Source organism: Acinetobacter sp. 1542444 (assembly GCF_000581835.1).
Lineage (GTDB): Bacteria > Pseudomonadota > Gammaproteobacteria > Pseudomonadales > Moraxellaceae > Acinetobacter > Acinetobacter pittii.
In genome coordinates this window covers 332,710-358,453 of sequence record NZ_JEYA01000002.1, presented here as the reverse complement: position 1 = coordinate 358,453, position 25,744 = coordinate 332,710, and the positions used below count along the sequence as shown (strand labels likewise).

The 25,744-nt window shown below is 37.7% G+C and carries 25 protein-coding genes; 12 read left to right on the top strand and 13 right to left on the bottom strand.

The genetic code is table 11. The features are described from left to right. The gene (locus tag J580_RS10655) at positions 1 to 810 is read right to left on the bottom strand and encodes a rhomboid family intramembrane serine protease (protein WP_032004153.1); all 810 of its coding nucleotides are present in this window, start codon (positions 808 to 810) and stop codon (positions 1 to 3) included. A gap of 76 nt (positions 811 to 886) precedes the next feature. Between J580_RS10655 and mtgA the strand changes: the two genes are divergently transcribed. Both mtgA and ppk1 read left to right on the top strand, forming a co-directional pair. Further along, positions 887 to 1,564, top strand: a complete 678-nt coding sequence (gene mtgA, locus J580_RS10650; RefSeq protein WP_002117784.1) for a monofunctional biosynthetic peptidoglycan transglycosylase — start codon at positions 887 to 889, stop codon at positions 1,562 to 1,564. A gap of 105 nt (positions 1,565 to 1,669) precedes the next feature. Continuing rightward, on the top strand, positions 1,670 to 3,748 hold the full coding sequence (ppk1, locus tag J580_RS10645; RefSeq protein ID WP_002117516.1) for a polyphosphate kinase 1: 2,079 nt from the start codon (positions 1,670 to 1,672) through the stop codon (positions 3,746 to 3,748). Positions 3,749 to 3,808: 60 nt separating this feature from the next. Here the strand turns inward: ppk1 and J580_RS23055 are convergent, their stop codons facing one another. Next, positions 3,809 to 3,937, bottom strand: coding sequence for a hypothetical protein (locus tag J580_RS23055; RefSeq protein WP_081037648.1), 129 nt, complete (start codon positions 3,935 to 3,937; stop codon positions 3,809 to 3,811). A 57-nt stretch (positions 3,938 to 3,994) separates the two neighbouring features. On the opposite strand from J580_RS23055, the gene J580_RS10640 reads away from it, so the two are divergent. Further along, positions 3,995 to 4,585: an SPOR domain-containing protein gene (locus tag J580_RS10640; RefSeq protein WP_032004152.1), complete on the top strand. Its 591-nt coding sequence runs from the start codon at positions 3,995 to 3,997 to the stop codon at positions 4,583 to 4,585. Between the two features lie 28 nt (positions 4,586 to 4,613). On the opposite strand, the gene oxyR is transcribed toward J580_RS10640, so the two are convergent. From oxyR to rubA, 4 genes are all read right to left on the bottom strand, one after another. Beyond that, positions 4,614 to 5,522 carry a LysR family transcriptional regulator OxyR gene (oxyR, locus tag J580_RS10635; protein ID WP_005070616.1) on the bottom strand — a complete coding sequence of 303 codons (909 nt, stop codon included), beginning with the start codon at positions 5,520 to 5,522 and terminating at the stop codon, positions 4,614 to 4,616. A gap of 6 nt (positions 5,523 to 5,528) precedes the next feature. Beyond that, the gene (gene estB, locus J580_RS10630) at positions 5,529 to 6,473 is read right to left on the bottom strand and encodes an esterase EstB (protein WP_032004151.1); all 945 of its coding nucleotides are present in this window, start codon (positions 6,471 to 6,473) and stop codon (positions 5,529 to 5,531) included. 52 nt (positions 6,474 to 6,525) lie between these two features. Next, positions 6,526 to 7,707 (bottom strand): rubredoxin reductase RubB, encoded by a 1,182-nt coding sequence (gene rubB, locus J580_RS10625; RefSeq protein ID WP_017387143.1) that lies wholly within the window; start codon positions 7,705 to 7,707, stop codon positions 6,526 to 6,528. Between the two features lie 94 nt (positions 7,708 to 7,801). Beyond that, positions 7,802 to 7,966 carry a rubredoxin RubA gene (rubA, locus tag J580_RS10620; RefSeq protein WP_000760495.1) on the bottom strand — a complete coding sequence of 55 codons (165 nt, stop codon included), beginning with the start codon at positions 7,964 to 7,966 and terminating at the stop codon, positions 7,802 to 7,804. Positions 7,967 to 8,412: 446 nt separating this feature from the next. Between rubA and J580_RS10615 the strand changes: the two genes are divergently transcribed. Then, on the top strand, positions 8,413 to 8,853 hold the full coding sequence (locus tag J580_RS10615) for an SRPBCC family protein (protein ID WP_032004150.1): 441 nt from the start codon (positions 8,413 to 8,415) through the stop codon (positions 8,851 to 8,853). A 15-nt stretch (positions 8,854 to 8,868) separates the two neighbouring features. On the opposite strand, the gene J580_RS10610 is transcribed toward J580_RS10615, so the two are convergent. Next, positions 8,869 to 9,357, bottom strand: a complete 489-nt coding sequence (locus tag J580_RS10610; RefSeq protein WP_032004148.1) for a YqiA/YcfP family alpha/beta fold hydrolase — start codon at positions 9,355 to 9,357, stop codon at positions 8,869 to 8,871. Positions 9,358 to 9,612: 255 nt separating this feature from the next. On the opposite strand from J580_RS10610, the gene lysS reads away from it, so the two are divergent. From lysS to cysN, 5 genes are all read left to right on the top strand, one after another. Continuing rightward, entirely contained in the window at positions 9,613 to 11,142 is a 1,530-nt protein-coding gene (gene lysS, locus J580_RS10605; RefSeq protein ID WP_005070604.1) for a lysine--tRNA ligase, read from the top strand. Positions 11,143 to 11,327: 185 nt separating this feature from the next. Further along, the gene (locus tag J580_RS10600) at positions 11,328 to 12,770 is read left to right on the top strand and encodes a capsule assembly Wzi family protein (protein ID WP_032004147.1); all 1,443 of its coding nucleotides are present in this window, start codon (positions 11,328 to 11,330) and stop codon (positions 12,768 to 12,770) included. A 254-nt stretch (positions 12,771 to 13,024) separates the two neighbouring features. Next, positions 13,025 to 13,156: a hypothetical protein gene (locus J580_RS23050; protein WP_002117520.1), complete on the top strand. Its 132-nt coding sequence runs from the start codon at positions 13,025 to 13,027 to the stop codon at positions 13,154 to 13,156. Beyond that, a complete protein-coding gene (gene cysD / locus J580_RS10595; protein WP_032004146.1) occupies positions 13,149 to 14,057 on the top strand; it encodes a sulfate adenylyltransferase subunit CysD in 909 nt (302 codons plus the stop codon). Before J580_RS23050 ends, cysD begins: the two co-directional genes overlap by 8 nt. Before the next feature lie 30 nt (positions 14,058 to 14,087). Then, positions 14,088 to 15,701 (top strand): sulfate adenylyltransferase subunit CysN, encoded by a 1,614-nt coding sequence (gene cysN, locus J580_RS10590; RefSeq protein WP_032004144.1) that lies wholly within the window; start codon positions 14,088 to 14,090, stop codon positions 15,699 to 15,701. A 51-nt stretch (positions 15,702 to 15,752) separates the two neighbouring features. On the opposite strand, the gene J580_RS10585 is transcribed toward cysN, so the two are convergent. Next, the gene (locus tag J580_RS10585; RefSeq protein WP_081403617.1) at positions 15,753 to 16,310 is read right to left on the bottom strand and encodes a DUF2239 family protein; all 558 of its coding nucleotides are present in this window, start codon (positions 16,308 to 16,310) and stop codon (positions 15,753 to 15,755) included. Positions 16,311 to 16,523: 213 nt separating this feature from the next. Between J580_RS10585 and J580_RS10580 the strand changes: the two genes are divergently transcribed. After that, on the top strand, positions 16,524 to 17,036 hold the full coding sequence (locus J580_RS10580; RefSeq protein ID WP_002117749.1) for a hypothetical protein: 513 nt from the start codon (positions 16,524 to 16,526) through the stop codon (positions 17,034 to 17,036). Positions 17,037 to 17,078: 42 nt separating this feature from the next. Here J580_RS10580 and J580_RS10575 read toward each other — a convergent pair whose 3' ends face one another. The 3 genes from J580_RS10575 to J580_RS10565 all read right to left on the bottom strand — a co-directional run bounded on the left by J580_RS10575 (position 17,079) and on the right by J580_RS10565 (position 21,423). Next, entirely contained in the window at positions 17,079 to 18,416 is a 1,338-nt protein-coding gene (locus J580_RS10575) for a CitMHS family transporter (protein ID WP_002117607.1), read from the bottom strand. 568 nt (positions 18,417 to 18,984) lie between these two features. Beyond that, a complete protein-coding gene (locus J580_RS10570; RefSeq protein WP_002117726.1) occupies positions 18,985 to 20,310 on the bottom strand; it encodes a hemolysin family protein in 1,326 nt (441 codons plus the stop codon). A gap of 123 nt (positions 20,311 to 20,433) precedes the next feature. After that, positions 20,434 to 21,423, bottom strand: coding sequence for a LysR family transcriptional regulator (locus J580_RS10565; protein WP_004703082.1), 990 nt, complete (start codon positions 21,421 to 21,423; stop codon positions 20,434 to 20,436). 587 nt (positions 21,424 to 22,010) lie between these two features. Between J580_RS10565 and J580_RS10560 the strand changes: the two genes are divergently transcribed. Then, positions 22,011 to 23,615 (top strand): isocitrate lyase, encoded by a 1,605-nt coding sequence (locus tag J580_RS10560; RefSeq protein WP_002117581.1) that lies wholly within the window; start codon positions 22,011 to 22,013, stop codon positions 23,613 to 23,615. Positions 23,616 to 23,670: 55 nt separating this feature from the next. On the opposite strand, the gene J580_RS10555 is transcribed toward J580_RS10560, so the two are convergent. Beyond that, a complete protein-coding gene (locus J580_RS10555; protein ID WP_002117559.1) occupies positions 23,671 to 24,141 on the bottom strand; it encodes a copper resistance protein NlpE in 471 nt (156 codons plus the stop codon). A gap of 187 nt (positions 24,142 to 24,328) precedes the next feature. After that, positions 24,329 to 24,652 (bottom strand): hypothetical protein, encoded by a 324-nt coding sequence (locus J580_RS10550; RefSeq protein WP_032004142.1) that lies wholly within the window; start codon positions 24,650 to 24,652, stop codon positions 24,329 to 24,331. 201 nt (positions 24,653 to 24,853) lie between these two features. Between J580_RS10550 and J580_RS10545 the strand changes: the two genes are divergently transcribed. After that, complete coding sequence (locus J580_RS10545) at positions 24,854 to 25,729, top strand: urease accessory protein UreD (protein WP_032004141.1); 876 nt, start codon at positions 24,854 to 24,856, stop codon at positions 25,727 to 25,729. Positions 25,730 to 25,744: the final 15 nt, after the last annotated feature.

Below are 25,744 nucleotides of genomic sequence, written 5' to 3'. Positions count from 1 at the left end.
TTAAGGAATAATATCAGGGTTCTGGATGATGATTTCATGCCATAGTGGAAGTAACGGTGAGTTGATTTGTACACAGTACATATAAAAACCACCAGTAATGATTACTGCACCTAATAAGCCTAAAATTTTAAGTATGGTTTTTAACTTGCTGACATAGCTTAAGTACCACATCAGTGCAAGGAATGCTCCAATAATCATGCCGCCAATATGCGCGGCATTATTAATACCCGTTGCGACAAAACCAAAAATAAGGTTGATGACCATAACCATTAATAAAGCTTTTTTATCGAGTATGTAGGCTTGATCTGGAAGCGGGGGAAATAGAGAAAGTACTGTTAACGCAGCACCTAATCCCATCACGGCACCCGAAGCACCTGCACTGACATGCGGAAGTAAGCTCTGATCAAAATGTTGCAGTAATTCATGCCCATTTTGAATAGTCATATAGCTACTAAGAAGGCTACCGAATAAGCCAGCAAGTAAATACAGGCATATAAAATAGAAGCGACCAAATAGAGACTCTGCAACATTACCAAAAATATAGAGGGCCCACATGTTAAGCATGAGGTGAACAAGACCAAAATGAAAAAACATGCTGGTAAATAGACGTTCAGGCTGCCCAGAAAAAGTAAGTGGTGTAAAATCTGCACCCCAATGAATAGCATCTTTCATGGCTGGGTCGCTAATATCGACACCAGTCGCAATTTGCCAGACAAATAAACCTACATTAATCAAGATCAATAAGGCGGTCAGCCACCAAGTTTGTACATTGAGTTTACGATTAATGTGCGGAGGCTGATATTGAGTCATGCTATGCTTTTGTTATATATGAACATGCTTAACAGCTTAACATGAAAAAAGTTGAATACAGGAGATCAGGACGAACATGAAAGCTTTTATTGTTCGCGTGTTGTTAATTTTTATTGGGGCAATTCTCCTTATTCAACTTTGGATTTTCTCAAGTTTGGTTTGGTGGCGTACACATGAAGTTGATACCACCATGTTTATGCGAATTGATTATTGGTCAGATACCTCAGAGCCGATCATTCATGAATGGCTTGACTATGATGATATTAGCGACAATTTCAAGCATGCGATTTTAGCTGGGGAAGATGCAAAATTTATTCATCACCATGGTTTTGACTGGGATGGCATTCGTTTTGCTCTAGAGCGGAATAATGAAGAAGGAGAGGTTGTTGCTGGTGGTTCTACGGTGTCTCAACAACTGGCAAAGAACTTGTTTTTATACAATAAGCGTTCATTTATTCGTAAAGGCCAAGAAACCATAGCCACATGGATGATGGAGCGAATGTGGTCAAAACGCCGAATTCTTGAGGTATATATGAACTCTGTTGAATTTGGCAAAAATCGATATGGTGTAGAAGCAGCCGCGCAATATTATTATGGTAAAAGTGCGAGAAGCTTAACGCGCGAACAAGCTGCTTTTTTGGCCGCATTATTGCCTGATCCGAAATATTATCAAGATCACCGCAACGATCGTAAACTACAATATAGAAAACGCGTTATTCTACGTTATATGAATAGCACCCAGATTCCTGAATAATGATGTTTTAAAGATGTGTAAATTTTTTAGTTTTTACCAAATTGTCATATTTTTGCAGCATACTGTTTTATAGAGATTTTGGCTGGATAGAGAATTGAGTTAGACATGAATACAGCGATTACACCAACGACCCCAACAGAATATAGTTATAATGACCGTTATATAAATCGTGAATTGTCTATTCTTGACTTCCATTTGCGTGTATTGGAGCAAGCGGTAGACCCTTTACATCCATTACTTGAGCGAATGAATTTCTTGCTCATTTTTTCACGTAATCTAGACGAGTTTTTCGAAATTCGTGTTGCAGGGGTGATGGAGCAATTTTCTCTGGGCAATGAGAGTCGTAGCCCTGATGGTTTGACGCCAAGACAAGTCTTACAAAAAATCTCTGAAACTGCTCATGCTGCGATTGAACGTCAATATCGTATTTTAAATGAAGAAATCTTACCTAAATTACGTGAAGAAGATATTTGCTTCCTCCGTCGTGGTGAACTAACGCCAGCACAGTCAGCTTGGATTAAGAAGTATTTTCAAGAACAAGTTGCTCCTGTATTAACTCCAATTAGCTTAGATCCAGCGCATCCGTTCCCACGTCTCGTAAACAAGAGCTTAAACTTTATTATTACCTTAGAAGGTAAAGATGCTTTTGGCCGTCAAATTGATTTAGCTGTGGTTCCAGCCCCACGTTCATTACCTCGCGTTGTCCGCCTGCCAGATGAGTTAACAGGTGGTAAAGAACATCACGTCATGCTATCTGCAATTATCCATGAGCATGTGTCCGATTTGTTCCCTGGAATGACAGCAACAGGATGCTATCAATTCCGTGTTACACGTAATGCTGACTTAGCATTAAATGAAGATGTTGAAGATTTAGCAAAAGCTTTAAAAGGTGAATTAAGTTCTCGACGTTTTGGCCGTGCTGTTCGCTTAGAAGTAACTCATAACTGTCCGCAGCATATTTATGAGTACTTATTAGAAGAATTTGATTTAACCGATGAGCAATTATACAAAGTTGATGGCCCTGTAAACTTGGCTCGTCTGGTTTCAAATTTTAAACGCCCTCATTTGCGTTATGACTCACATACGCCGGTTGTACCTAAAGTGTTTAAAAAGACCGAGAGCATTTTCTCTGCAATGCAGAAGCAAGATATTTTGCTTCATCATCCGTTTGAATCTTTCGCTCCCGTGATTCAGCTACTTCGTGAAGCTGCTCGCGATCCACAAGTATTGGCAATCAAGCAGACACTTTACCGTAGTGGTGCTGACTCTGAAATTGTACAGATTTTGGCGGAAGCTGCGCGTAATGGAAAAGAAGTGACCGCGGTTATTGAATTGCGTGCCCGCTTTGATGAAGAGTCAAATATTGAAGTGGCTAACGTTTTACAAGAAGCGGGGGCTGTCGTTGTTTACGGTATTGTTGGTTATAAAACACACGCCAAAATGATTATGGTGGTACGCCGTGAAAACAACAAACTTGTGCGTTACGTTCATTTAGGCACTGGTAATTACCATGCAATGAATGCTCGAATTTATACCGATTATGGTCTCATGACGACCGATAAAGATCTGTGTGAAGATGTGCACCGTATCTTCCAAGAGTTGACTGGTATGGGCAAAATGGCGAAATTGAAAAAGCTATTACATGCACCATTTACCTTACATGCTCAGCTCATCAACTTTATTGATGAAGAAATTGCCAATGCTAAGGCGGGGCGTAAAGCTCAAATTATTGTGAAAGTAAATGCCTTAACGGAAGTTCAATTAATCAATAAATTATATGAAGCATCTCAAGCGGGTGTTCAGATTGATCTGATTATTCGTTCTATTTGCTGTTTACGTCCAGGTTTGCCTAACTTATCAGAAAATATTCGTGTACGTTCAATTGTAGGACGTTTCCTTGAACATACTCGCGTTTATTACTTTAGCAATAATGGCGATGCGCGTATTTACTGCTCAAGCGCAGATTGGATGGATCGTAATTTATTTAACCGTGTTGAAGCATGTTTCCCTGTGGAAGATCCTGCATTGAAAAAGCGTATTTATCAACAAGGCCTAGTGAACTATTTACAAGATAACCAGCAAGCTTGGTTGTTACAGTCAGATGGTACTTGGGTGCGTGCTGAGCCAGCAGAGGGTGAAAAATTGCATAATGCTCAACGGGCACTATTAGAAATGATTAAATAATAAGTTTTAAATTTAATTAAAAAAGCCGACAAAATGTCGGCTTTTTTAATTCACTGAAATTCAAAATAATTTAATTAGTTTTTCTAAATGGTTGTTGGGTAAACGATAATAATTTGAAGCACAGCAAGATGTTTTTAAAATATGTGATTTTCCCCATAAAACATTGAATTTTAAAAATATACAAATCATGTGAAATCTACTTTAATACGCCGCATTAAATATACTTAACTTCGGTAAATGAATAAGATGCAATACTTTATTAGAAATTTACTTATTAGAATACTTTTGGGGATAATGCCAGTGGCGGCCTACGCAGATCAGAAGTGTTATGGGGATATCATCGTATTTCAAAGGTTTGATGATCAAGCGATATATCCTTATTTTGCGCCCGTTTCCAATGATAAAACTAAAAAGAGTGAGGTAAGGAATAAAACAATAATTATTCAAAAAAGAAAACAAAAGCAAGATGAGTTTTTAGCGCAAAAGAAAAATGAGGAAGTTCACACAAAAAAAGTAGAAGAAAAGAAAAATTCTGAAAATAAAAAACAACTTGATGCTGCGATTGCTAAAGAAATTTTAGAAAATGGTGAAAAAAAGTGGATGGTACAGGTTACACTAGCAGCTAATCAAAATAAAGCAAATCGGGTTCAGTCACAGCTTGAAGCAAAGGGCTATAAGGTCGTAACCAGCTCAACCACTAAAGGAATACGAGTCATGATAGATCCAGCCAACGACTATGCTATAGCACAGATTATTAGAGAAAAAATTATTGCTGATAATAGTTTGAATATGCCGTCTGCTTGGGTGTTTAAGTGGGCATCGCTTACAGCTCAGTAAAACAAAAAGGAGTCCGAAGACTCCTTTTTTATTCATGTAGGTTTGTCGTGATTTTCTGCATAATTTGCAGTAACACGTCGAATTCACTTTGTAGCGGCGTACTTTTACGAGTGACTAGCGCTAAAGTGCGACTCGGGGCATCTTCAATTGGTTTTGCAGTAATTTGATCATTAAACTTGATCATACTGTTATCAATTGCAATTTCTGGTAAAAGGGTAAAACCTAAATCAGAAGAAACCATTTCAACTAAAGTTGGTAAAGAGCTTGCTTTTAAACGGTTGTCGTTTTTACGTTCACCGATAGGGCATGCACTTAAAACGTGGTCACGTAAACAGTGGCCTTCTTCAAGCAAAATTAATCTCGATAAATCAAGATCATCTAGTGAGTTTGCTTGCAAAGCATTTGTATCTTGCTTACTACATACAAGGTACAAATTTTCTTTCGAGATTTCAGCGACTTTTAGACCTCTAGTATCAAACGGTAGAGCAAGAACAATCATGTCTAGATTACCGTGTTCTAGACGCTCTACAATTTTTTCACTTTGAGCTTCATGTAGATGCAACTGAATTTTAGGTAACTGCTGATGCACTTCATCAAGTAACCGTGTCAGGATAAAAGGTGCAATGGTTGGGATAACTCCCAAATGCAAATCACCTGTTAACGGTTCACTCATTTCACGGCTCAATCGCATTAAATCTTGAGCATCTGCTAGTAATACACGGGCACGAGCAACAACTTGTTCACCCAATGGTGTTAAACGCACATTCTGACGGTCACGCTCTACCAGAACGCCACCTAACAATCGTTCAAGCTCCATGATGCCGCCTGATAACGTCGATTGCGTGACAAAAGAGCGGCGTGCTGCTTCAGTAAAATGCAAAGTTTCCGACAACGTAACTAAATATGATAGCTGTCTTAGTGAGGGTAATGCAGCCATAGTGTCCTAGTATGATGATTTAAAATGATGCGCAAATAAACCGCTAAGCTGAGGAATAAAATGTGCAGGGATATCATGCCCCATTCCATCAATTAATTCAAACTTAGCACCGGAAATTGCTTTTGCTACAGCCTTACCATGACTAGGTGGAAGTAAGCGATCACGAGAGCCATGTAAGACTAACGCAGGTTGCTTAATTTCACGGTCCAGTTGAAGTAAGGAGCCTGTACATAATATTGCTAAAAACTGTTGAAGTACACCAGCAGGATAATAGCTACGTTGATAAAGTTTGCGTGCAGTTTGCATTGCTTCAATCTGGTTGACGTAACCAGGTGAACCAATCAATTGAAATAGTTTTAAACTGTGATTAACAATACCTTCTTCGTCACGTGACTCAGGTTTGCCAATTAAACTCAAAAGCTGCTTCGGAAAAGGAGGGGGTAAAAAAGGCTGATTATTACTGGTAAACATGAGCCCCAATTTTTCAACCTTTTCAGGATATTTTGCTGCAAGAATTTGAGCAATCATACCGCCCATTGATGCACCAATGACATGTGTTTTAGTCACGCCTAAGCGGTCAATAAGCATTGATACATCATCTGCCATATCATGCAGAGTATAAGGGGCACCTTGATTACTTAGTCCGAGCGCAAAGCGACCCATCAATTTAACCGTATTTAACCGTTTACCTTCATGACGTACTTTTGAAGAAAGGCCAATATCGCGGTTATCAAAACGAATAACACGAAAACCTTGATCAATGAGTGATTTACAGAAGAAATCCGGCCAGAAAAGCATTTGAGCCCCAAGACCCATAATCAGCAAAATGGTTGGATGTTCTGGTTTTCCACCTACTTCTACATGTAGCTCAATACCATTGCCTAAGTTGACCTTGGTTTCTTGCATGAAAGATGTATACGGCGAAACATTAAACTGTAAGGCACTATTCATGTTATTCATTCCTTAAAGGAATACTCACAAAAGAGTATTCCTGATTCAAACCTTATGCTTGGGCTGGAATAAGATCTGGAACAAGCTTTGTTAAAGTTAAGCGTTGTTTACCTGCTGTCGCACCTAACAATACGAAACCACGCAATGTTCCTTCATTGTCAATTGCTTTAGCAAGCATACCATCGTCGAACTCTTCTGTTTCCCAGTTCACTTCTACATCAACTGGAGCTGGTAACACTGTAAGTGGAGCTGCAGGAGTTTTTACTGCAACTGGCATAGCAGGGTAGTGCACGGCAGTTTGTTGTCCGCTGAGGGTTTTTGCAAGAGCACGAGCTTGCTGCATAATTGGCATTACATACGGAAGTAGCGTGCCATTTACTTCAGCGCAATCGCCAATCGCATAAATATCGGCTTGATTTGTTTCAAGTAAACTATTGGTAATAATTCCACGGCTTGTTTGAATATCTGCACTTTTAGCAAGTGAAATATTTGGCTGTAAACCAATTGCTGAAAGAACAATATCGGCTACCAAAGTTTGGCCGTTTGCGAGTGTAATCGCATAATCTTCGCCATTATTAATTTTGCTGACTTTTTCAACGGTTGTGCCTAAAGCAAATTTAACACCAGCCTCTTCGAGATTTTGCTGGAATGCAGAAGCAATATGACCTGGCAATAAGCGACCTAATGGTTGAGGTGCCAAATCAATGACAGTGATGTCATATTCACTGTGAAGTAAGTCATTGGCGAATTCACAACCAATTAAGCCAGCACCTAAAATAACAACACGTTTGTCTTTACGTTGAGCTAGATTTTCACGGAAAGCACGGTAATCAATCAGCGAGTTCACTACATGAATGTCATCGCTACCATCGCCTGCAATTGCAAGACGAATTGGGTTAGCACCAACCGCTAAAATCAGTTTTGAATAGGGTTGATTCGAAGTTACCCCATCTTTCTCAAGAACAAGCTCATGACGTTCAGCTAAAATTTCTTTTACAAAAGTGAAAGGCTCAATACGCATATTGAGTTGGGTACCCATTTTAGCAGCATCACCTAAAGCAATCTGTTCAGGTGCTTTTTTACCTGCAAATGCATTTGATAATGTTGGTTTTGCATAATTCACTGCATCATCCGCACAAATCATCACAAGTTCTTGCTCTGGGCTAAGTTTACGAAACTCACGTGCTAAGGTATAACCCGCCATGCCTGATCCGATAATGACGATAGGATGCATTTTTCTCTCCAGAGTTAGAATTGTTTATTTAATACGGTAATGGGTAATATTCGTAAAAAAGACCATGTCAATCATGGCCTTTTGCTTTAAATCATTAGATTTCGATCATTTCGAAGTCAGCTTTTGAAACGCCGCAATCAGGGCAAGTCCAGTCATCAGGGATATCTTCCCATTTTGTTCCAGCTGCAATGCCGTCTTGTGGCCAACCTTCTGCTTCATCGTAAATCCATCCACAAACGATACATTGATATTTTTTCATGAGACTCTCCGCACTGATAAGTTTGCTCAAAGCTGCCTTTCAGTAAAACTATTCCATCTATTAATAATGTAACCACGATCCGGTCAATAATAACCAATGTGCCTTTGATCGGATATCAAATTTTTACGCAGTTCTACATTTAATGTAAAGCAAATAACGGAGTTTAATCATTCGTAAGCAAAGATGAATGGCAGGTTAGGACAAATAAGTGGTTTTTTAGGCAAAACTTGAGCATAAAATAATAATAACTAATACATTCTTAACGTTAATTTTAAACTTAATGTTGTTTGTGAAATTATTAAGAAATAAAAAGTGTCTGCTCATTTAAAAGATTTATATAATAAGAAAGCTAAATAACAACAAATAAAGATTCAACAGATGTCATTATTAAACACGAAAATTAAAATTCGACAGTATAAGAACGGAATAAATCAGGGAAGTTAAGTATGGAAAATTTAGTATACGAAGTAGAAATTGAGGCGCCTATAGAAAAAGTATGGGAATTACTTTGGAATAACGAGACATATAATGCTTGGACAAAATTTTTTGCTCCAGACTCTTCAATGCGTACTGATTGGCAAATCGGTGGTAAAACTTATTTCCTAGATGGTGAAGGCAATGGCATGGTCTCCACCATTGAAGAATTGAAAAAGCCGGAAATCTTGATTTTTAAACATTTAGGAATGATTAAGGACGGTAAGGAAGATTTAGAAAGTGAAGAAGTTAAAGGCTGGAGTGGTTCCCAAGAAAAATATTTTTTAAGCCAATACGATAATATAACTAGTTTAAGAGTCGAATTAGCCACCTTACCTGAATATATGGGTATGTTGAAAAGTGGCTTCGTTCAAGGATTTGACGTAATCAAGAAATTGGCAGAAGTAAAATAGGCAATCGCCATCAATTTAAGCCAAATATTTTTTATAAATTTTCATAATCAAATCATTGAGGCGAGAAGGATAGGCTAAACGATGATGTCCGCCTTCAAACGTTTCAATATTCATGTAGGGCGCAAGTTTTTCTTGAACCTGATACATATCAAGTTGCTCATCTCCTAATTCTAAATAAGCCATTTTAGGATTAGAGAGGGTAAGTTCTTCTTCGGAAAGCTGAGGATAATCAGGTCGAAAGCTAGGCGTAAGACTTGGATTTGCCACAATCACAGCTAATTTATGTTGAGCGGCAGTTTTTAAGGCCCAATATCCTCCAAGGCTATGACCAACCAGTAAATCTGGTTTAATCGTCTGAATAGCCTGATGATAAAAGTACTCAACAGACGCATAACTTAGGTTACGATAATCAACGTCAATACAAAACTTTTCAGGATGTAAAATGGCGTGGAACTTTGTTGATTCACGAGAAGAATCCAAGCCATGTAAAAATAGAATTTTCATTATTTACGACACATCTCATTGATAAAATAAAAGGCAAAAAGGGCCTTTGAATATCGAGGTTATTTGGATTTTTTTATATTTTACTAAAAGCTTTAAAAAATGATCTTAGCGATTGGTCTAAGTCATTTTGCCTTTAAAAAGTACGGCTCGTTTCCATAAATTGTCTTTTTTCATTTTTGTTTGATTGAAATCATTCGAAAAACTCCTGCAATCTGTTAAGCTATGCCACTTCATTTTTACTTAATCGAGGCAGAGATGACGCAACAAAACGCTCAATCGACTTCTGAACCAACTATTTCCGAAAACGATTTAATTGCACAGCGTCATGCCAAATTAAAGCAAATCCAAGATGTTGCGAAGGAAACTGGAAAGAGTCCTTGGCCAAATACTTTTAAGCGTGAACATTACGCAGCTGATCTACAAGAACAATTTAAAGATCAGTCGAAAGAACAAATTGAAAGCGCTGAGCATGTCTATGTAAAAGTGGCTGGCCGTGTCATGTTAAACCGTGGTTCTTTCATGGTGATTCAAGACATGACAGGTCGTATTCAGTTATATGTTGACCGTAAAGGCTTACCAAAAGATATTCTTGAAACTATTAAAGGTTTAGATCTTGGTGACATTATTGCTGCCGAAGGTTATATCGGACGTTCAGGCAAAGGTGACTTATATGTTCATCTTGAAGGTTTTGAACTTCTTACAAAATCTCTTCGTCCGTTACCAGATAAATTTCATGGCTTAAATGACACAGAAGTTAAGTACCGTAAACGCTACCTTGACTTAATTGTGAATGAAGAAACACGTAAGACTTTTGAAATCCGTGCCAAAGTTGTTGCAGGTATTCGAGCATTCTTAAACAATGAACGTTTCATGGAAGTTGAAACGCCAATGATGCATGTGATTCCAGGTGGTGCTTCTGCACGTCCATTCGAAACACATCACAATGCTTTGGATATGCCTTTATTCTTACGTATTGCACCTGAACTTTATTTGAAGCGTTTAGTGGTTGGTGGTTTTGAGCGTGTGTTCGAAATTAACCGTAACTTCCGTAATGAAGGGGTGTCAACACGTCACAACCCTGAATTCACGATGATCGAGTTTTATCAGGCATATGCTGATTATAAAGACTTAATGGCATTGACTGAAAATATGCTTGAAAAGTTGGCTTTGGATATTCTAGGTACAACTGATGTTCCTTACCAAGGTGAAGTATTTAGCTTCAAAGGACCATTCAAGAAAATCTCTATGTTCGATGCAATTTTAGAGAATAACCCGCAGTTCACACCTGAAAATGTAAGTGATCGCGAATTTCTTGCAAAATTTATTCGTGAAGAGTTGAAAGAAGAGGTTAAGCCAGGTTTTGGTTTAGGTAAGCTTCAAACGATCGTATTTGAAGAAACTGTTGAAACTAAACTTCGTCAGCCAACATTTATTACTGATTACCCAGCGGAAACTTCTCCATTGGCGCGTCGTAATGATGACAATCCACACGTTACAGATCGTTTTGAATTCTTCATTGGCGGTCGTGAATTGGCAAATGGTTTCAGCGAGTTAAATGACCCGATTGATCAGGCTGAACGTTTCCAAGCGCAAGTTGCTGAAAAAGACGCAGGTGATGATGAAGCAATGCATTACGATGCAGAGTTTGTTGAAGCACTTGAATATGGTTTACCTCCAACAGCAGGTGAAGGTATTGGTATCGACCGTTTGGTTATGTTATTTGCTGACGCACCAAGTATTCGTGATGTAATTTTATTCCCGCATATGCGCCGTAAAGAAGGTTAATCCTCTACGATGCAAAAAGGCAGTATTTATACTGCCTTTTTTATTACTTTTTATATCTAGAAACTTACCTAATTATACCAATCTTCAGGTAGCGTTAAAAAATGTAATTGCACAGTTTAACAATTGCAAAGTTGTGATAAAAAATTTAAGGTGTTGCTCATAAATAACTTTGAGAATTGGCTGGCATGTTTCTAAGAAAAACACTTTCGATTGCAATATTGGCAACTGCTTCATCCGCTATTTTTGCACAAGGTTTAGTGCTAAATAATGAAGACTTACGTACCGACTTAAACTGGTTAAATCAACAAGGCGTTATCAGTATTAGCACCTCAACTTGGCCCTTAAGTGGTGATGAAATTCAAAGAGCACTTTCTCAAGCAAAAGTGACGCATCCAGCTCAACAAAAAGTTATTAATTCAGTACTTAATGCATTAAAAGCAGATAACAATACAGTTAAAGTGGGTGCTTTTGCTGAAACTGATATCAAAAATATTCCTCAAGCATTCGGTGATAACCAAAAAGCTCAATATCAAGGTTCGTTAGAGTTTAATGCTGGCGGTGAAAACTGGGACGCTAAAATCCGAGTAAATGCAGAAAAAGACCCACAAATTGATAATGGTCAAGATGTTAATGTTGAAGGTTCATATGTCGCTGGTAAACTTTGGAATCAATGGGTAGTTGCAGGTCAAATTCCAACATGGTGGGGGCCAGGACACGATGGTAGCTTAATTCGTGGTGATGCTAGTCGACCAGTTTATGGGGTAACTGCACAACGTGCTGTGCAAAATGCTTTTGAGACAAAATGGTTGTCTTGGATTGGACCTTGGCAATACCAAGCATTTGCTGGTCAATTAGATGATTATAAAGCAATTCCAGATGCTAAATTATTAGGCTTACGTGTAACTGCAAGACCATTACCTTATTTAGAACTAGGTGCTTCCCGAACTTTACAATGGGGTGGTGAGGGACGTTCTGAAAGTTGGGATTCTTTATGGAATGCGATTAAAGGTAATGATAATGTTTATGATGCGTCTGAAGACAGGTCTAACCAAATTGCTGGATTTGATGCTCGTTTGAATCTGCAATCTCTTTTAAATGCTCCTGTTGGTATTTATGGACAATACGTGGGTGAAGATGAGGCTGGGTTACTTCCATCTAAAAAGATGTATTTAGCTGGGGCTGATTATTCGTCAAGCTACAATGATATGCCATATCAACTTTATGCAGAATGGGCTGATACACGCACCAATGGTGATGTAAAAGGTATTTCTTATAACCATTATATTTATAAGGATGGCTATTACCAACATGGTTTCCCGTTAGGTCACGCGATGGGCGGTGATGGGCAAATGTATTCGGTGGGTGGCGATATCCGCTTTGATGTCATGAACCGTTTAAGTGGTCGCGCTATGGTGGTTAAAGTTAACCAATCTAACTTGGCAATCAATAAAGCATTCCCTAAAGATGATGAAATTAAAGCACTTGATTTAACTTGGACGCATTTCATCAAACCTGATCTTCCATTAAAAATTAATGGATGGGTAAGTGATTCGGATCTTGAAGGTAATGATGCAGGTGCATCTATTGGAATTGAAATTCCATTAGAACGTAAAATGTTTGGTTTCTAAGATTAGATCATGTTTTAGAAAAGAGAAGCGATTAATGCTTCTCTTTTTTTATGGCTTTTAAAGAAAACTAAAGACTAGAACATGATTTGCTTAAGTTGATTATACAAGCTACGATTATGAAGTTATGCAAGTGAATCAGCATATTACATGTATATGATTAAATCGAATATCAATATGAAAAAACAAGCAAAAGGAAACGGTTTTAAATCACTATAATGCATAACTAATGCTATAAGCCATATAAAGGCTTGTGGTTGGATTATCTATCACGAAAAATTGGAGTTGTTATGGCACTCGTTCCTCCACATGGTCTTCTAGGTGGTGGTTTAATACTACTTCTAGATTTTATGGGCAAAATGGATAGAGAAGGACGTGTTCATGACTGAATCAAGACTCACACATCTCAAGCAACTTGAAGCTGAAAGCATTCATATTATCCGTGAAGTTGCTGCAGAATTCGAAAACCCAGTCATGCTTTACTCAATTGGTAAAGACTCGGCTGTGATGCTTCATCTTGCGTTAAAAGCATTTTATCCAGCTAAACTTCCATTCCCATTATTACATGTAGATACGGGTTGGAAATTTAAAGACATGATCGAGTTTCGCGATAACATGGCAAAAACTCATGGTTTTGACTTAATTGTTCATCAGAACAAAGAAGGCCGTGAAGCTGGGATCAACCCATTTGATCATGGTAGTTCAAAATATACAGATATTATGAAAACCCAAGCTTTAAAACAGGCTTTGGATAAATATCAATTTGATGCTGCTTTTGGTGGTGCACGTCGTGATGAAGAAAAATCACGTGCAAAAGAGCGTGTGTATTCATTCCGCGATAGCAAACACCGTTGGGACCCGAAAAACCAACGCCCTGAACTTTGGAATCTTTACAATGGTAAAGTGAACAAAGGTGAAAGTATTCGTGTATTCCCTTTATCTAACTGGACTGAGTTAGATATCTGGCAATATATTTATTTAGAAAATATTCAAATCGTTCCTCTTTATTTCTCTGCTGTTCGTCCAGTAGTAGAGCGTAGCGGTACGTTAATCATGGTTGATGATGAGCGTATGCGTCTAAAAGAGGGTGAAGTTCCACAGATGAAGTCTGTACGTTTCCGTACGCTTGGCTGTTACCCGTTAACTGGTGCAGTTGAGTCTGAAGCAGATACGTTACCTGAAATTATCCAAGAGATGCTTTTAGCCACGAGTTCTGAGCGTCAGGGTCGTATGATTGACCATGATGAAGCGGGCTCAATGGAAAAGAAAAAGCAAGAAGGCTATTTCTAAGACAATTTCTAAATTTGTGGAGTTTGAGCAATGTCTCATCAATCAGAATTAATCAGTCAAGATATCTTGGCCTATTTAAAGCAACATGAACAAAAAGACCTTCTACGCTTTTTGACTTGCGGTAATGTAGACGATGGTAAAAGTACGCTTATTGGACGTTTACTTTACGATTCAAAATTGATTTATGAAGATCAATTGCAAGCAGTAACGCGTGACAGTAAAAAAGTAGGAACTACGGGTGATGCACCAGACTTGGCATTACTGGTAGATGGCCTTCAAGCAGAACGTGAACAAGGTATTACCATTGACGTAGCTTACCGTTATTTCTCAACAGAAAAGCGTAAGTTTATTATTGCGGATACCCCGGGACATGAGCAATATACACGTAACATGGCAACAGGTGCGTCAACTGCGGACTTGGCAATCATCTTGATTGATGCGCGTTATGGTGTGCAAACTCAAACTCGTCGCCATACGTTTATTGCAAGTTTGCTTGGTATTAAAAATATCGTTGTTGCAATCAATAAGATGGACTTGGTTGAATATTCACCTGAACGTTTCACTGAAATTCAGATTGAATATGATGCTTTCGTAAGCCAATTAGGTGATCGTCGTCCAGCCAATATTCAGTTTGTACCAATCTCTGCTTTAAATGGCGATAACGTTGTAAACCCGTCAGCTCATACGCCTTGGTACAAGGGTCAAACCTTGATGAGCATTCTTGAGTCGGTGGAAATCAGTCGTGAATCGAATAAACACGAATTCCGTTTCCCTGTTCAGTATGTAAACCGTCCAAATCTTGATTTCCGTGGTTTTGCGGGTACCGTTGCTTTAGGTGAAATCAATGTTGGTGATGAGATTGTTGCACTGCCATCAGGTAAGCGTTCAACAGTTAAAGAAATCGTTACTTTTGATGGAAACCTTGAGCAGGCTGTAGCGGGTCAAGCGGTTACATTGACCCTCAATGATGAAATTGATATTAGCCGTGGTAACGTTTTGGTACGTGCTGGCGAGCAACCGTTAATTTCACGTAGTGTTCGTGCTTCAGTGGTGTGGATGAATGAACATCCGCTCGTGAAAGGTAAGTTATACAACGTTAAGATTGGTACCCAGACTGTTCCTGCTAAAGTCACTAATATTCACTATCGAGTGAATGTGAATACACTTGAACATACTCATGTGGAAGAGCTTGAGTTAAATGCAATTGCAGATGTTGTAGTTGAGTTCGATGCGCCAGTTGTGTTTGATCAATATCAAGATTCTCGTTATACAGGTTCATTCATCTTCATTGACCGCTTAAGCAACGTAACTGTTGGTGCAGGTATGGTTGAGGCTGCTGTTGAATGGACTGCACATAGCAATCCTGTAACAGCTGAAGATCGTGCTGCACGTTTGGGCCAAAAGCCAGCGGTGATTGGGATTTCTGCACAGTTAATCGAGAAAGCTCAAGTTTTAGAAAGTTTATTGATCCAACAAGGTGTGGTTGCGATTGCAAAAGCCAACTTAACTGCTGAACAAATTACTTTATTGCGTGAGACAGGTGTTGTGGTTATCACAACTTCTGTGGAAAGTACGGATACAGAAGTTACTGCTGAAACCGTTGAAGAGGCAGCTGAAAAAGTTGTGGAATTAGTTCGTCTTTAATAGACTGAATTGATTTTGAAAAAACCCGCGTAAGCGGGTTTTTTATTGGGTTTAGAAAATACTTTGAGTTTTTAAATTTAAATATTCTCTTAAATCTTTGGGATAGCTTTGAATCATCTTTAAAAATATATCTCGATCACCTTGATATAAGGCACGTGTTGCTTCTTCGTAATTTGGCATATTGCCCAACATGGCAGACATAAAACGGTCGATGGCTTGTTTAGCGAGCATAATATTACCTTCAGAATTTGGGTTATTTAACTCTTTATCAATTAACTTACGAATTACTGCTGATGCACTCGCACTTTGTTGATCTAACCAATCCCAATGTTTTTTCTGTAAAGTGATTTCACGAGAAATTACTCCGAGTTTAGGTCGTCCAACTTTTTTAATTTCTTCCGGTTCACCATAACGTTGATGAAATTCTTGTTCCGAACCAGAAAGATCAAGATCAATTTGTTGACCTGTTTGATCATTAAAAATCAGAATATTTTCCGTTGTTTTCGAAAGATCTTTGAGTTTTTTTGCAAGTTCAATAAGGGAGTCACTCGCAATAAGCGTGCTTCCAGTGAAGGCAGTATAGGTGATTTTAGTATTCATTTTAGCCATATATTTTTATCTGGGTAAAATAATATTATCAGGGTAAAATTATTTTGGCAAATAATTAAAATTATAACCAAAGAATTATTTGATTTTATGAGTGTAGTCTATGAAGTTAGGACTATAAAAATAGTCAAGATAATGAGCTATTTAAAATTTTACTCTGCTTTAGTATCGCTTTTATGAGAGAATACGCCTTTAGTTGTATGTATAGAGACTCCTATGTTTGAGCAATCTCCTGAATCTTTAAGCGATATCGAAATTTTAGACATTTTACAGTCGATGAAAAAAGATAAGCTAGATACGGAAGCAAATGAGATCATCCGTAACGGGGGAAAAGCAGGACGTCAGGAAGCACATAAACAGGCTTTAGTGGCACTGAATACAAATTTTGAAGAAAAGTTTGTAGAGGCAGTTACTCTTGCACTAGGTTTAAATGCAGCTCAAGCTAAAAAAATTCGCTATAAAAAAGATCGAATTCGTATTTTAAAAGCGCGTGGTATTGATTATTTAGCTATTGATGGTGCAGAGACAGCGCAAGTTTTGGCACAAATTTCACAAGCGATTGTTCGAGAAGATGCAATAGTTACTCATGACTTACATGACATCTTCCCATTTTGGAAAGAAGGTTGGCCAATGGTGCAATTTGATAATGCCTATAAAATTTTAGAAGAAGATATTAGCTTGCACTTTCATGCGTTTTTAGACGCCATGATTGAGTATATAAATAAATAAAAATAAAAGCCCCGTTTGGGGCTTTTATTTTTAGAAGAATAATTAAAGTGTACTAAAGAGCGGGAAAACGCCAATCACTAGTGCGGTGCCCATCAAAACCATACATGTTATAAATGCCCACTTAAATGTGAACTTTTGATGATCTGCAAAGTCAACTTTAGCAAGACCGCATAATAAGTAAGTTGAAGGAACAAGAGGCGATAGTAAGTGTACTGGTTGACCTACAATTGATGCACGAGCAATAGCCTCTGGGCTAATGCCGTAGTGCGAAGCCGCTTCAGCAAGAATTGGTAAAACACCATAGAAGAATGCATCATTTGACATAAAGAATGTCAAAGGCATACTGACTAAAGCGGTAATCGGAGCCAAGTATGGACCCATGCTTGGAGGAATCATTGCGACGAATTCTTTAGACATCGCCTCAACCATACCTGTACCAGATAAAATACCTGTGAAAATACCTGCAGCGAAAATTAAACCTACAACAGCTAAAATACTATCTGCATGCATTGCGATGCGCTTTTTCTGCATATCAACATCAGGATAGTTAATCAGCATTGCAATACAGAACGCTAGCATGAATAACACTGACATTGGCAAAATGCCTTTGATTAATGCAATCATGAGAATAATAGTAAGTACCATATTTACTTTGCGTAAATGTGGACGCGTCGCTTCAGGGTCTTTCGACACGGTAATATTGTCACCATGATGACTTTCAAGCTCAATCACGCCTAAACGTTTTTGCTCATAACGGCCATATAAATATGCTAAGAAGAATAACCAACCAATACTAATGATCATTGGAAGGATCATAGGTACGAAAATATGGCTTGGATCAACTTGTAACGCACTTGCAGCACGAGCAGTAGGACCACCCCATGGCGTTAGGTTCATTACACCACTACATAAAAGCATAAGCGCAGTCATGATGAGTGTGTTCATTCCTAGACGTTGATAAAGTGGTAACATTGCAGCCACACAGATCATATAGGTGGTTGAGCCATCACCATCTAAAGAAACGAGAGTGGTTAAAAAGACAGTTCCTAGAGTAATTTTTAAAGGATCGCCTTTAACTTTTTTCAAAATCCATTTAACCGGTGGGTCGAAAAGACCTGCATCGATCATTAAGGCAAAATACAAAATTGCGAATAAAAGCATTACGCCAGTTGGCGCTAATTTTTTGATGCCATCCAGCATCATCTCACTGAGACCTTTAAGTTCAATGTGACTTAAACTTTCAAAGTAATGACCTAGGCCCCAAGCAATGAGAGAAAAAATAAACGGGATGAGAATTAAAGCAATAATAGGGCTTAAACGTTTGGACATGATTAAGTACATGAAGCACAAAATCATGCCAACACCAAGTAATGTCAGCATACAATCAATCCTTTGCCTATAGTTTTACTGAACAAGTTTATTCAAAACTCTGACCTTGGTTATTCTTATTAATTTTTATTAAAAAGACAAATAATATATTTAGTTTATTTGGTTAATATATATTCATTTGGATGGGTATATTTAGATGAAATACTGAACATATATATTAAGGTTATAATGGTTTTATAATAAATGAATGCTATTATAAAATAATATAAAGGTATTATAAAAATAAAAATTATATGGCATTTTTTTTAATTATATATATTTTGATGATTGAAATGAGAAGAAGAAGCATTTAGAGATTGACTTTGAGCTAAATTACATAAGTTTTTTTACAATGTAAATGGAGCTTAATCACTTTATAGGCAGTTAAGAGATATAGATTATTTTATTAATTTTCAGTATTTAAGCTTTAATAGAGTTACTAAATAAAATAATAATACTTTTAGATTAAAAGAGCAAATTGAATAAATGAATCTAAAATAATTATTACATATATTTAAAAAAGTTATTTAGTTTAAAAAAATACCCCAGCTAAATTGTGGGGCATTTAAATTAATACCGATTAGTTTTCATCAATTGATGAGTGTGTTTCGGTTTGTTCTAAAATTCGAGTTACAAGAAGTTGGTCAATTTTAAAATGGTCGACATCGACAACTTCAAATTTATATCCACCAAATTCCACAAAATCTGCTGGACGTGGAATTTTGCGTAAACGGTACATCATGAAACCTGCGAGCGTCTCATAGTTTTCTTCATCAGGCATTTCATCAATTTCAAGAGCATGCCTTAGGTCATCAATTGGTGTGCTGCCATCAATTAACCAAGAGTTATTATCACGTTTAATGATTTGCTGTTCTTCTTCAATAGGAGTAACCCAATCACCCATAACTGTAATCATGATATCGCTTAACGTAATCACTCCTACAACAAGTGCATATTCATTGATAACGACAGCAAATTTCTCTTTTGTAGAACGAAAACGGTCAAGTAGTTCAGAGAGTGTGAGAGTGTCGGGAATCATGAGTACAGTACGAATGGTAGACTCATTTAATTGAGTTGGTGATTGATTATTTAAAATGCGTACTAAGAAATCTTTAGCATCAACATAACCAATAACCTGATCAATATTTTCATTACACACTAAAAATTTTGAGTAAGGATATTCTGCTAATTTTTGACGAATACTATCTTCATGTTCGTTTAAGGTGAAATAAACGACGTTCTCGCGTGTCGTCATGCTTGAAGGTACGGTACGTTCTTCTAGTTCAAAAACATTCTCAATAAAGTGGTGTTCTTGTTTTTGAAGTACGCCGGCTTGAGCGCCCGCATCCATGACCGCTGAGATATCATCAAAAGTAATGTTATCTTCGCGTGTTGTATTGACTTTAAATAAGCGAAATAACAGATTCGCAATAGCATTAATTCCCCAAGCTAAGGGTTTACACACCTTAATAAAAACTTGAATTGGGTTAATAACGCTAATTGCAATTTTTTCAGGTGCAATCATTGCCAAGCGCTTTGGCATAAGATCGGCAAATAAAATAAATAGAGAAGTTACTAATGTGAAGGAGAGGGCAAAACCGATAGTTTGTGTCCAAGGGCCTTCATAAAAACGATCAACTAAAGTGACGAAAAAAGGACGAAAAGCAGCTTCACCCAAAATACCGCCTAAAATTGCAACTGCATTTAGGCCAATTTGAGAAGCTGCAAAAAAATCGGCAGATTGTTCTTGTAGATCAAGTACTTGTTGGGCACGTTCTTCGCCAGCTTCGGCTAAAATTTTTAACTTTACTTTTCTGGCGCCAGCCAATGCAATTTCAGTTAAAGATAAAAAGCCTGCTGCGATGATGAGCAGTACGATGATAATGATATTTTGAAAGAGACTCACAAATCACCCGAGGTTCATCATTATTATGACTATGTTTTAACACAAAAAAGCGCTGAGGTAATCAGATTGATTGCTCAGCGCTTGAAGATAATGTCTAAAATCGACAATTAAATCAAAATTTACTTAATAGTGAGAAAATTGCGAATTATTGGTTAGAAATTCACGGTTTTCTTCTTCAATCATTTGACGAGCAACAAATAAAATAAGTTGGCGCAACCAGCGATGGGCTGGATGATGGTGTAATAAGGGGCACCAAGCCATTTTAAGTTCAAATTCTGGAATATAAAAAGGAGGATCCTTTATAACCAGTTTAGGATTTTGAGTTTGTAGGCGTGCCATTCGAGTTGGAAGGGTGGCAATCAAGTCAACATTTTGAGCAAGTAATGCTGGCATTTGGTAGTGACGAGTAAATACAGAAATTTTACGACGTTGACCAATACGTTCTAATGCCTGATCGATCCAGCCTAAACCGCCTTGTTTATCTGGATTTACACCAAAGCCTACACCCATACCAGTTTTAGAAACCCAGATATGCTGTGCATCTAGATAGCTTTTGAGATTCAAATGGGTTACAGCAGGGTGTTTGTCATTAAGAATACAGCTGAAACTATCACGCCAAACTAAAACTTGGTGGAAACTTTGCGGTATTTCATTAAATCTATTAATTGCAAGATCAACTTTACCTTGTTCCATGTCTCTATAAGACACATCACTTGGTGTAAGAAAGTCGAGTACAACATTTGGAGCTTCAGAGCGTAGAGCTTTGACAAGACGAGGAACTAAAGTTGCCTCAGCATAGTCAGATGTCATAATGCGGAAAACGCGATTACTTGTATAAGGGCGGAATTCGGTACGGGGTTCCAAAATCATAGAAAGATCAGAAAGGGCATCTCGAATACGAGGTTGTAATTCAAGTGCACGTTCTGTCGGGGTCATCCCTTCAGAAGAACGGATAAGAAGCGGATCATTAAATAAATTACGTAAGCGTCGTAAAATATTACTCATTGCAGGCTGAGTTACCCCAAGCTGTTCGGCTGCGCGCGTAACATTTTTTTCACGAAGAAGTACATCAAGATATATTAATAGATTAAGATCTACTCGCTCCAGATTCATAAAAAAAATACCGAAAATAAAACCCTGAAATTGTTTCAAATTATGCCATATTTAATAATCATTGTGTGAAAAAATGATGAGAAAAGCGACATTTTTTGTAGGAATTAAGTAGGGTGGAAAGGCGTTTCAAAGGCACGATTTTACTGTCTTTGCTCAGTTTTGAATGAAAGAAATCTAAATAGAATATATTTATGAATAACTTCTCAATTTCTAGCATATCAATTGACTTTTTGCATTGGCAAAAATAGCCTAATTTACAATTGACTTTTAGATTTAAAAATGAGTGGAAAATCTCCAAAAATTGTATGAAAATAAGACTTATGGATTTTTTAGAATAAAACTCTATACTCCTTTAGGATAATTTTATTTTTATAAACAAAGTGTTAAAGTTTTTGGTTTTATCTATAATATCGATTTATTGGTATATTTTTTAAATAAATACTGAAGATTAACAAAGGATATTGGATTAATTGATTGGCTAAGTCTAAGCTGTGTTCATGAGGAAGCAGCTGGTGTCATAAGAAATTTAAGTAACGTGACTCTAGGCTTCAATCGATGAAATCCTAAAATGAATACAGGACAATATCATGACTACATATCAAACAGCGATTGATGCAGTACGTCAATTAAAAGCAAAATTCGGCAATACTTGGGCAGACATTAGCCCAGAAGATGCTGCTCGTATGCAACTTCAAAACCGTTTCAAAACTGGTTTAGATATTGCTAAGTATACAGCTGCGATTATGCGTCGTGATATGGCTGAATACGATGCTGACTCAAGCAAATACACTCAATCATTAGGTTGCTGGCATGGTTTCATCGCACAACAAAAAATGATTGCGAACAAAAAATATTTCGGTACTACAAGCAAACGTTATATCTACCTTTCTGGTTGGATGGTTGCTGCTCTTCGTTCTGAATTTGGTCCACTTCCTGACCAATCTATGCACGAAAAAACTTCTGTTCCTGCATTGATCGAAGAAATCTATACTTTCTTACGTCAAGCTGATGCAAAAGAATTAAACGATTTATTCCGTGCGCTTAAAAAAGCACAAGAAGCTGGTGATACTGCTAAAGCAGCTGAAATCACAGCTCAAATCGACAACTTTGAAACTCACGTTGTGCCAATTATTGCGGACATCGATGCTGGTTTCGGTAACGAAGAAGCAACTTACCTACTTGCTAAGAAAATGATCGAAGCTGGGGCTTGTGCGCTTCAAATCGAAAACCAAGTATCTGATGCTAAACAATGTGGTCACCAAGCTGGTAAAGTAACTGTTCCACACGAAGACTTCATCGCTAAGATCCATGCATTACGTTATGCATTCTTAGAAATGGGTCTTGAAGAAGGTATCATTGTTGCGCGTACTGACTCTGAAGGCGCTGACTTGACTCAAAAAATCCCAGTGGTTAAAGAGCCAGGTGACATCGCTTCTCAATACATCAGCTACTTAGATACTCAAGAAATTGACATTGCTGATGCTCAAGAAGATGAAATCTTAATCAAGCGTGATGGTAAATTACACCGTCCTAAGCGTTTACCTTCTGGCTTATATCAGTTCCGTGCTGACACTCAAATTGACCGTGTTGTACTTGACTGTGTGTCTAGCTTACAAAATGGTGCTGACCTTCTTTGGATCGAAACTGCGACTCCAAACGTAGAAGAAATCGCACACATGGTTAACCGTGTTAAAGAAGTTGTTCCAAATGCTAAGCTTGTTTATAACAACAGTCCATCATTCAACTGGACTTTAAACTTCCGTCAACAAGCTTACGACCGTTGGGTTGCTGAAGGTAAAGACGTTTCTGCATATGACCGCGCTAAATTAATGAGTGCTGAATATGACAACACTGAATTAGCTGCTGATGCTGATGACAAGATCCGTACTTTCCAAGCAGATGCTTCTCGTGAAGCGGGTGTATTCCATCACTTGATCACACTTCCGACTTACCACACTGCTGCTCTTTCTACTCATGAGCTTGCACAAGGTTACTTCGGTTCTGAAGGTATGTTGGCTTATGTTGCTGGCGTACAACGTAAAGAAATCCGCGGCGGTATCGCTTGTGTTAAACACCAAGCAATGGCGGGTTCTGACATCGGTGATGATCACAAAGAAATCTTCTCTGGTGACAACGCTCTTAAAGCACATGACGATGCTAAAAACACAATGAACCAATTCGCAGCACACTAAGAATTGATTCATAAAAAACCCGCTCAAATGAGCGGGTTTTTTTAATTATTAAAAATTATTTTTTCAAAACATAGTGCTCGGCTAAAGAGCCTTCAACTTTTTTACCTTCCATATCTAAAGCAGTTGCAGTGTTTTCACCGATAAAGAATTTACGGTTTTGACCTTTATCATCTAACGTAATAATTGAAGTATTATCTTTGTCGAAAGTAAAGGTACCATGGGTTTCAAATGGGTTTGTATCACCTTTACCAAGATAAGTTTCAGTTAGCTCGTAGGTTTTATCATCTTTAAGTTCTAATTCGGTTTTAATACCTTCACAGTCTGCACATGGGAGAGTGCCTTTATATGTGCCGTCCCAATCGAGTGAGTTTTCAGCTGTGTGTGCGGTATCTACAGCATTATTATTTGCTTCAGTCGTTTGTGCTGGAGCAGATGCTTGAGTTGTCGTGTCGGCTTTATTTTCATTTTTGCTACAAGCGGCAAGAAGGATACTTAAGAGTGCTACTGATAATAATGTTTTTTTCATGATGATCTAAACCTCGGAAAATAAATAAAAAACAAGTAAACAGGCTATGAAATATAAGAGCCTAATAAAAGTTTAAGTATGTAATTTAATTTTAACAAAAGGTAAAGTGAGTGAAATTTAATCAAAAAGAAAGATATAAAATTAAAAAAAGGTATCCACTAAAAAATTAAGTGAATACCTTTATATATTAAGGTTGAGAAGAAACCCCACCTAAAGAATCACAAGCTGATTTATAAAGTTGATATTGTTGCTTTAAAACTTCATCGAGCGGCATGTCGAATAATTCTTCACCATTCTTGTAACTTTCTACATATGAAGTCGCCTTTTCTTTGCTTACCGCTAAAGACTGCTGGTAGTAAGAATTGATTGAGCTTGTTGCAATCTGACTTGTCTCAACATTTTTACATTCAAAATTATGGAGAATTTTTTCTGCACGTTTGACCTCATTAGATTGGCCAAAAATACACCCAGTTAAAAAGACAAGTGGCGTTAACACGAAAAAAAGTTTCATGGAGAGCAAGTATGGAAGCAACGGTGGGCGCTATTGTATAAATAATTCCATGAGTTACTGTGGTTTTATGTTAGACATTGATTGTTTTTTAACTCATTAAAATCAAAAAATTGTATCTAATTTTATCATTTTGCTTATTTTTATATTTGGTGCGTATTTTGCTTATAACTTTAAGCACTTATTTTGAACATATGAACCAGAATGAATCAGGTACAAACGTTTTCAAAAAACTCTTTAGCACCATTTTGGTATGCGCAATTAGAACTCGGATTCTGTTTTGAAAATTCGCGCACCATAATGAGTCATAGAAAGCATTATGGCCCTGTAAGGGTGCAAAAAATGCTCTGGCCTGAAAAAACAGGCATATGTCACGCCATTATTGTACATCCTCCAGCAGGAATTGCAGGAGGAGACCATCTTACTTTTCAAATCGAAACCAAAGATCAAGCTCATGCGGTTGTAACGACTCCTGGTGCGGGAAAATGGTACAAAACCAATGGAAAGCAAGCCTTTCAGCATATTCATCTTCATGTGCGAGATCAGTCTATTTTGGAGTGGGTTCCACAAGAAACGATGCTGTTTGACGGAGCTCTAGCACACTCAGAAACTCATATTCATCTTGACCATGCTGCCAGTTTTATTGGCTGGGATATGTTGGTACTCGGGCGGCAGGCACGCGCTGAACGTTTTGTGCAGGGAAGTTATCACAACCAGTTTAAGTTGTGGCGAGAACAAAAATTATTGGTTGCAGATACATTGTTTTTTGAGGGTGAAGACCGTTGGCTTAGTTCGTGTTTAGGTATGAATAATCAAGCCGTAATGGGAAGCTTTTGGGCGGTTGCACCTGAGAAATATCGATCTTCATTTTATTTAGAACAACAGCTCGAATTCATTCGTGAATTGATGATGCGTATGCAAGCACCTGTAACTTTAACGTTATTAGATGATGTGGTTTGTGCGCGTTTTTTGGGAAATGATGTCCGACATTGCCATGATGCTTTTGCAGCAATAAGAGCAAGATTAAGACGTTATTGGTTTGATTTAGATGAAGAATTCCCAAGAATCTGGAGAACCTAAGTTACGTTAAATTGC

What these genes read in the sequence shown, in the direction of transcription:
- J580_RS10655 (WP_032004153.1), bottom strand. Translation starts at nt 810, where the DNA reads ATGACTCAATATCAGCCTCCGCACATTAATCGTAAACTCAATGTACAA.
- mtgA (WP_002117784.1), top strand. Translation starts at nt 887, where the DNA reads ATGAAAGCTTTTATTGTTCGCGTGTTGTTAATTTTTATTGGGGCAATT.
- ppk1 (WP_002117516.1), top strand. Translation starts at nt 1,670, where the DNA reads ATGAATACAGCGATTACACCAACGACCCCAACAGAATATAGTTATAAT.
- J580_RS23055 (WP_081037648.1), bottom strand. Translation starts at nt 3,937, where the DNA reads ATGATTTGTATATTTTTAAAATTCAATGTTTTATGGGGAAAATCACAT.
- J580_RS10640 (WP_032004152.1), top strand. Translation starts at nt 3,995, where the DNA reads ATGCAATACTTTATTAGAAATTTACTTATTAGAATACTTTTGGGGATA.
- oxyR (WP_005070616.1), bottom strand. Translation starts at nt 5,522, where the DNA reads ATGGCTGCATTACCCTCACTAAGACAGCTATCATATTTAGTTACGTTG.
- estB (WP_032004151.1), bottom strand. Translation starts at nt 6,473, where the DNA reads ATGAATAGTGCCTTACAGTTTAATGTTTCGCCGTATACATCTTTCATG.
- rubB (WP_017387143.1), bottom strand. Translation starts at nt 7,707, where the DNA reads ATGCATCCTATCGTCATTATCGGATCAGGCATGGCGGGTTATACCTTA.
- rubA (WP_000760495.1), bottom strand. Translation starts at nt 7,966, where the DNA reads ATGAAAAAATATCAATGTATCGTTTGTGGATGGATTTACGATGAAGCA.
- J580_RS10615 (WP_032004150.1), top strand. Translation starts at nt 8,413, where the DNA reads ATGGAAAATTTAGTATACGAAGTAGAAATTGAGGCGCCTATAGAAAAA.
- J580_RS10610 (WP_032004148.1), bottom strand. Translation starts at nt 9,357, where the DNA reads ATGAAAATTCTATTTTTACATGGCTTGGATTCTTCTCGTGAATCAACA.
- lysS (WP_005070604.1), top strand. Translation starts at nt 9,613, where the DNA reads ATGACGCAACAAAACGCTCAATCGACTTCTGAACCAACTATTTCCGAA.
- J580_RS10600 (WP_032004147.1), top strand. Translation starts at nt 11,328, where the DNA reads ATGTTTCTAAGAAAAACACTTTCGATTGCAATATTGGCAACTGCTTCA.
- cysD (WP_032004146.1), top strand. Translation starts at nt 13,149, where the DNA reads ATGACTGAATCAAGACTCACACATCTCAAGCAACTTGAAGCTGAAAGC.
- cysN (WP_032004144.1), top strand. Translation starts at nt 14,088, where the DNA reads ATGTCTCATCAATCAGAATTAATCAGTCAAGATATCTTGGCCTATTTA.
- J580_RS10585 (WP_081403617.1), bottom strand. Translation starts at nt 16,310, where the DNA reads ATGGCTAAAATGAATACTAAAATCACCTATACTGCCTTCACTGGAAGC.
- J580_RS10580 (WP_002117749.1), top strand. Translation starts at nt 16,524, where the DNA reads ATGTTTGAGCAATCTCCTGAATCTTTAAGCGATATCGAAATTTTAGAC.
- J580_RS10575 (WP_002117607.1), bottom strand. Translation starts at nt 18,416, where the DNA reads ATGCTGACATTACTTGGTGTTGGCATGATTTTGTGCTTCATGTACTTA.
- J580_RS10565 (WP_004703082.1), bottom strand. Translation starts at nt 21,423, where the DNA reads ATGAATCTGGAGCGAGTAGATCTTAATCTATTAATATATCTTGATGTA.
- J580_RS10560 (WP_002117581.1), top strand. Translation starts at nt 22,011, where the DNA reads ATGACTACATATCAAACAGCGATTGATGCAGTACGTCAATTAAAAGCA.
- J580_RS10555 (WP_002117559.1), bottom strand. Translation starts at nt 24,141, where the DNA reads ATGAAAAAAACATTATTATCAGTAGCACTCTTAAGTATCCTTCTTGCC.
- J580_RS10550 (WP_032004142.1), bottom strand. Translation starts at nt 24,652, where the DNA reads ATGAAACTTTTTTTCGTGTTAACGCCACTTGTCTTTTTAACTGGGTGT.
- J580_RS10545 (WP_032004141.1), top strand. Translation starts at nt 24,854, where the DNA reads ATGAATCAGGTACAAACGTTTTCAAAAAACTCTTTAGCACCATTTTGG.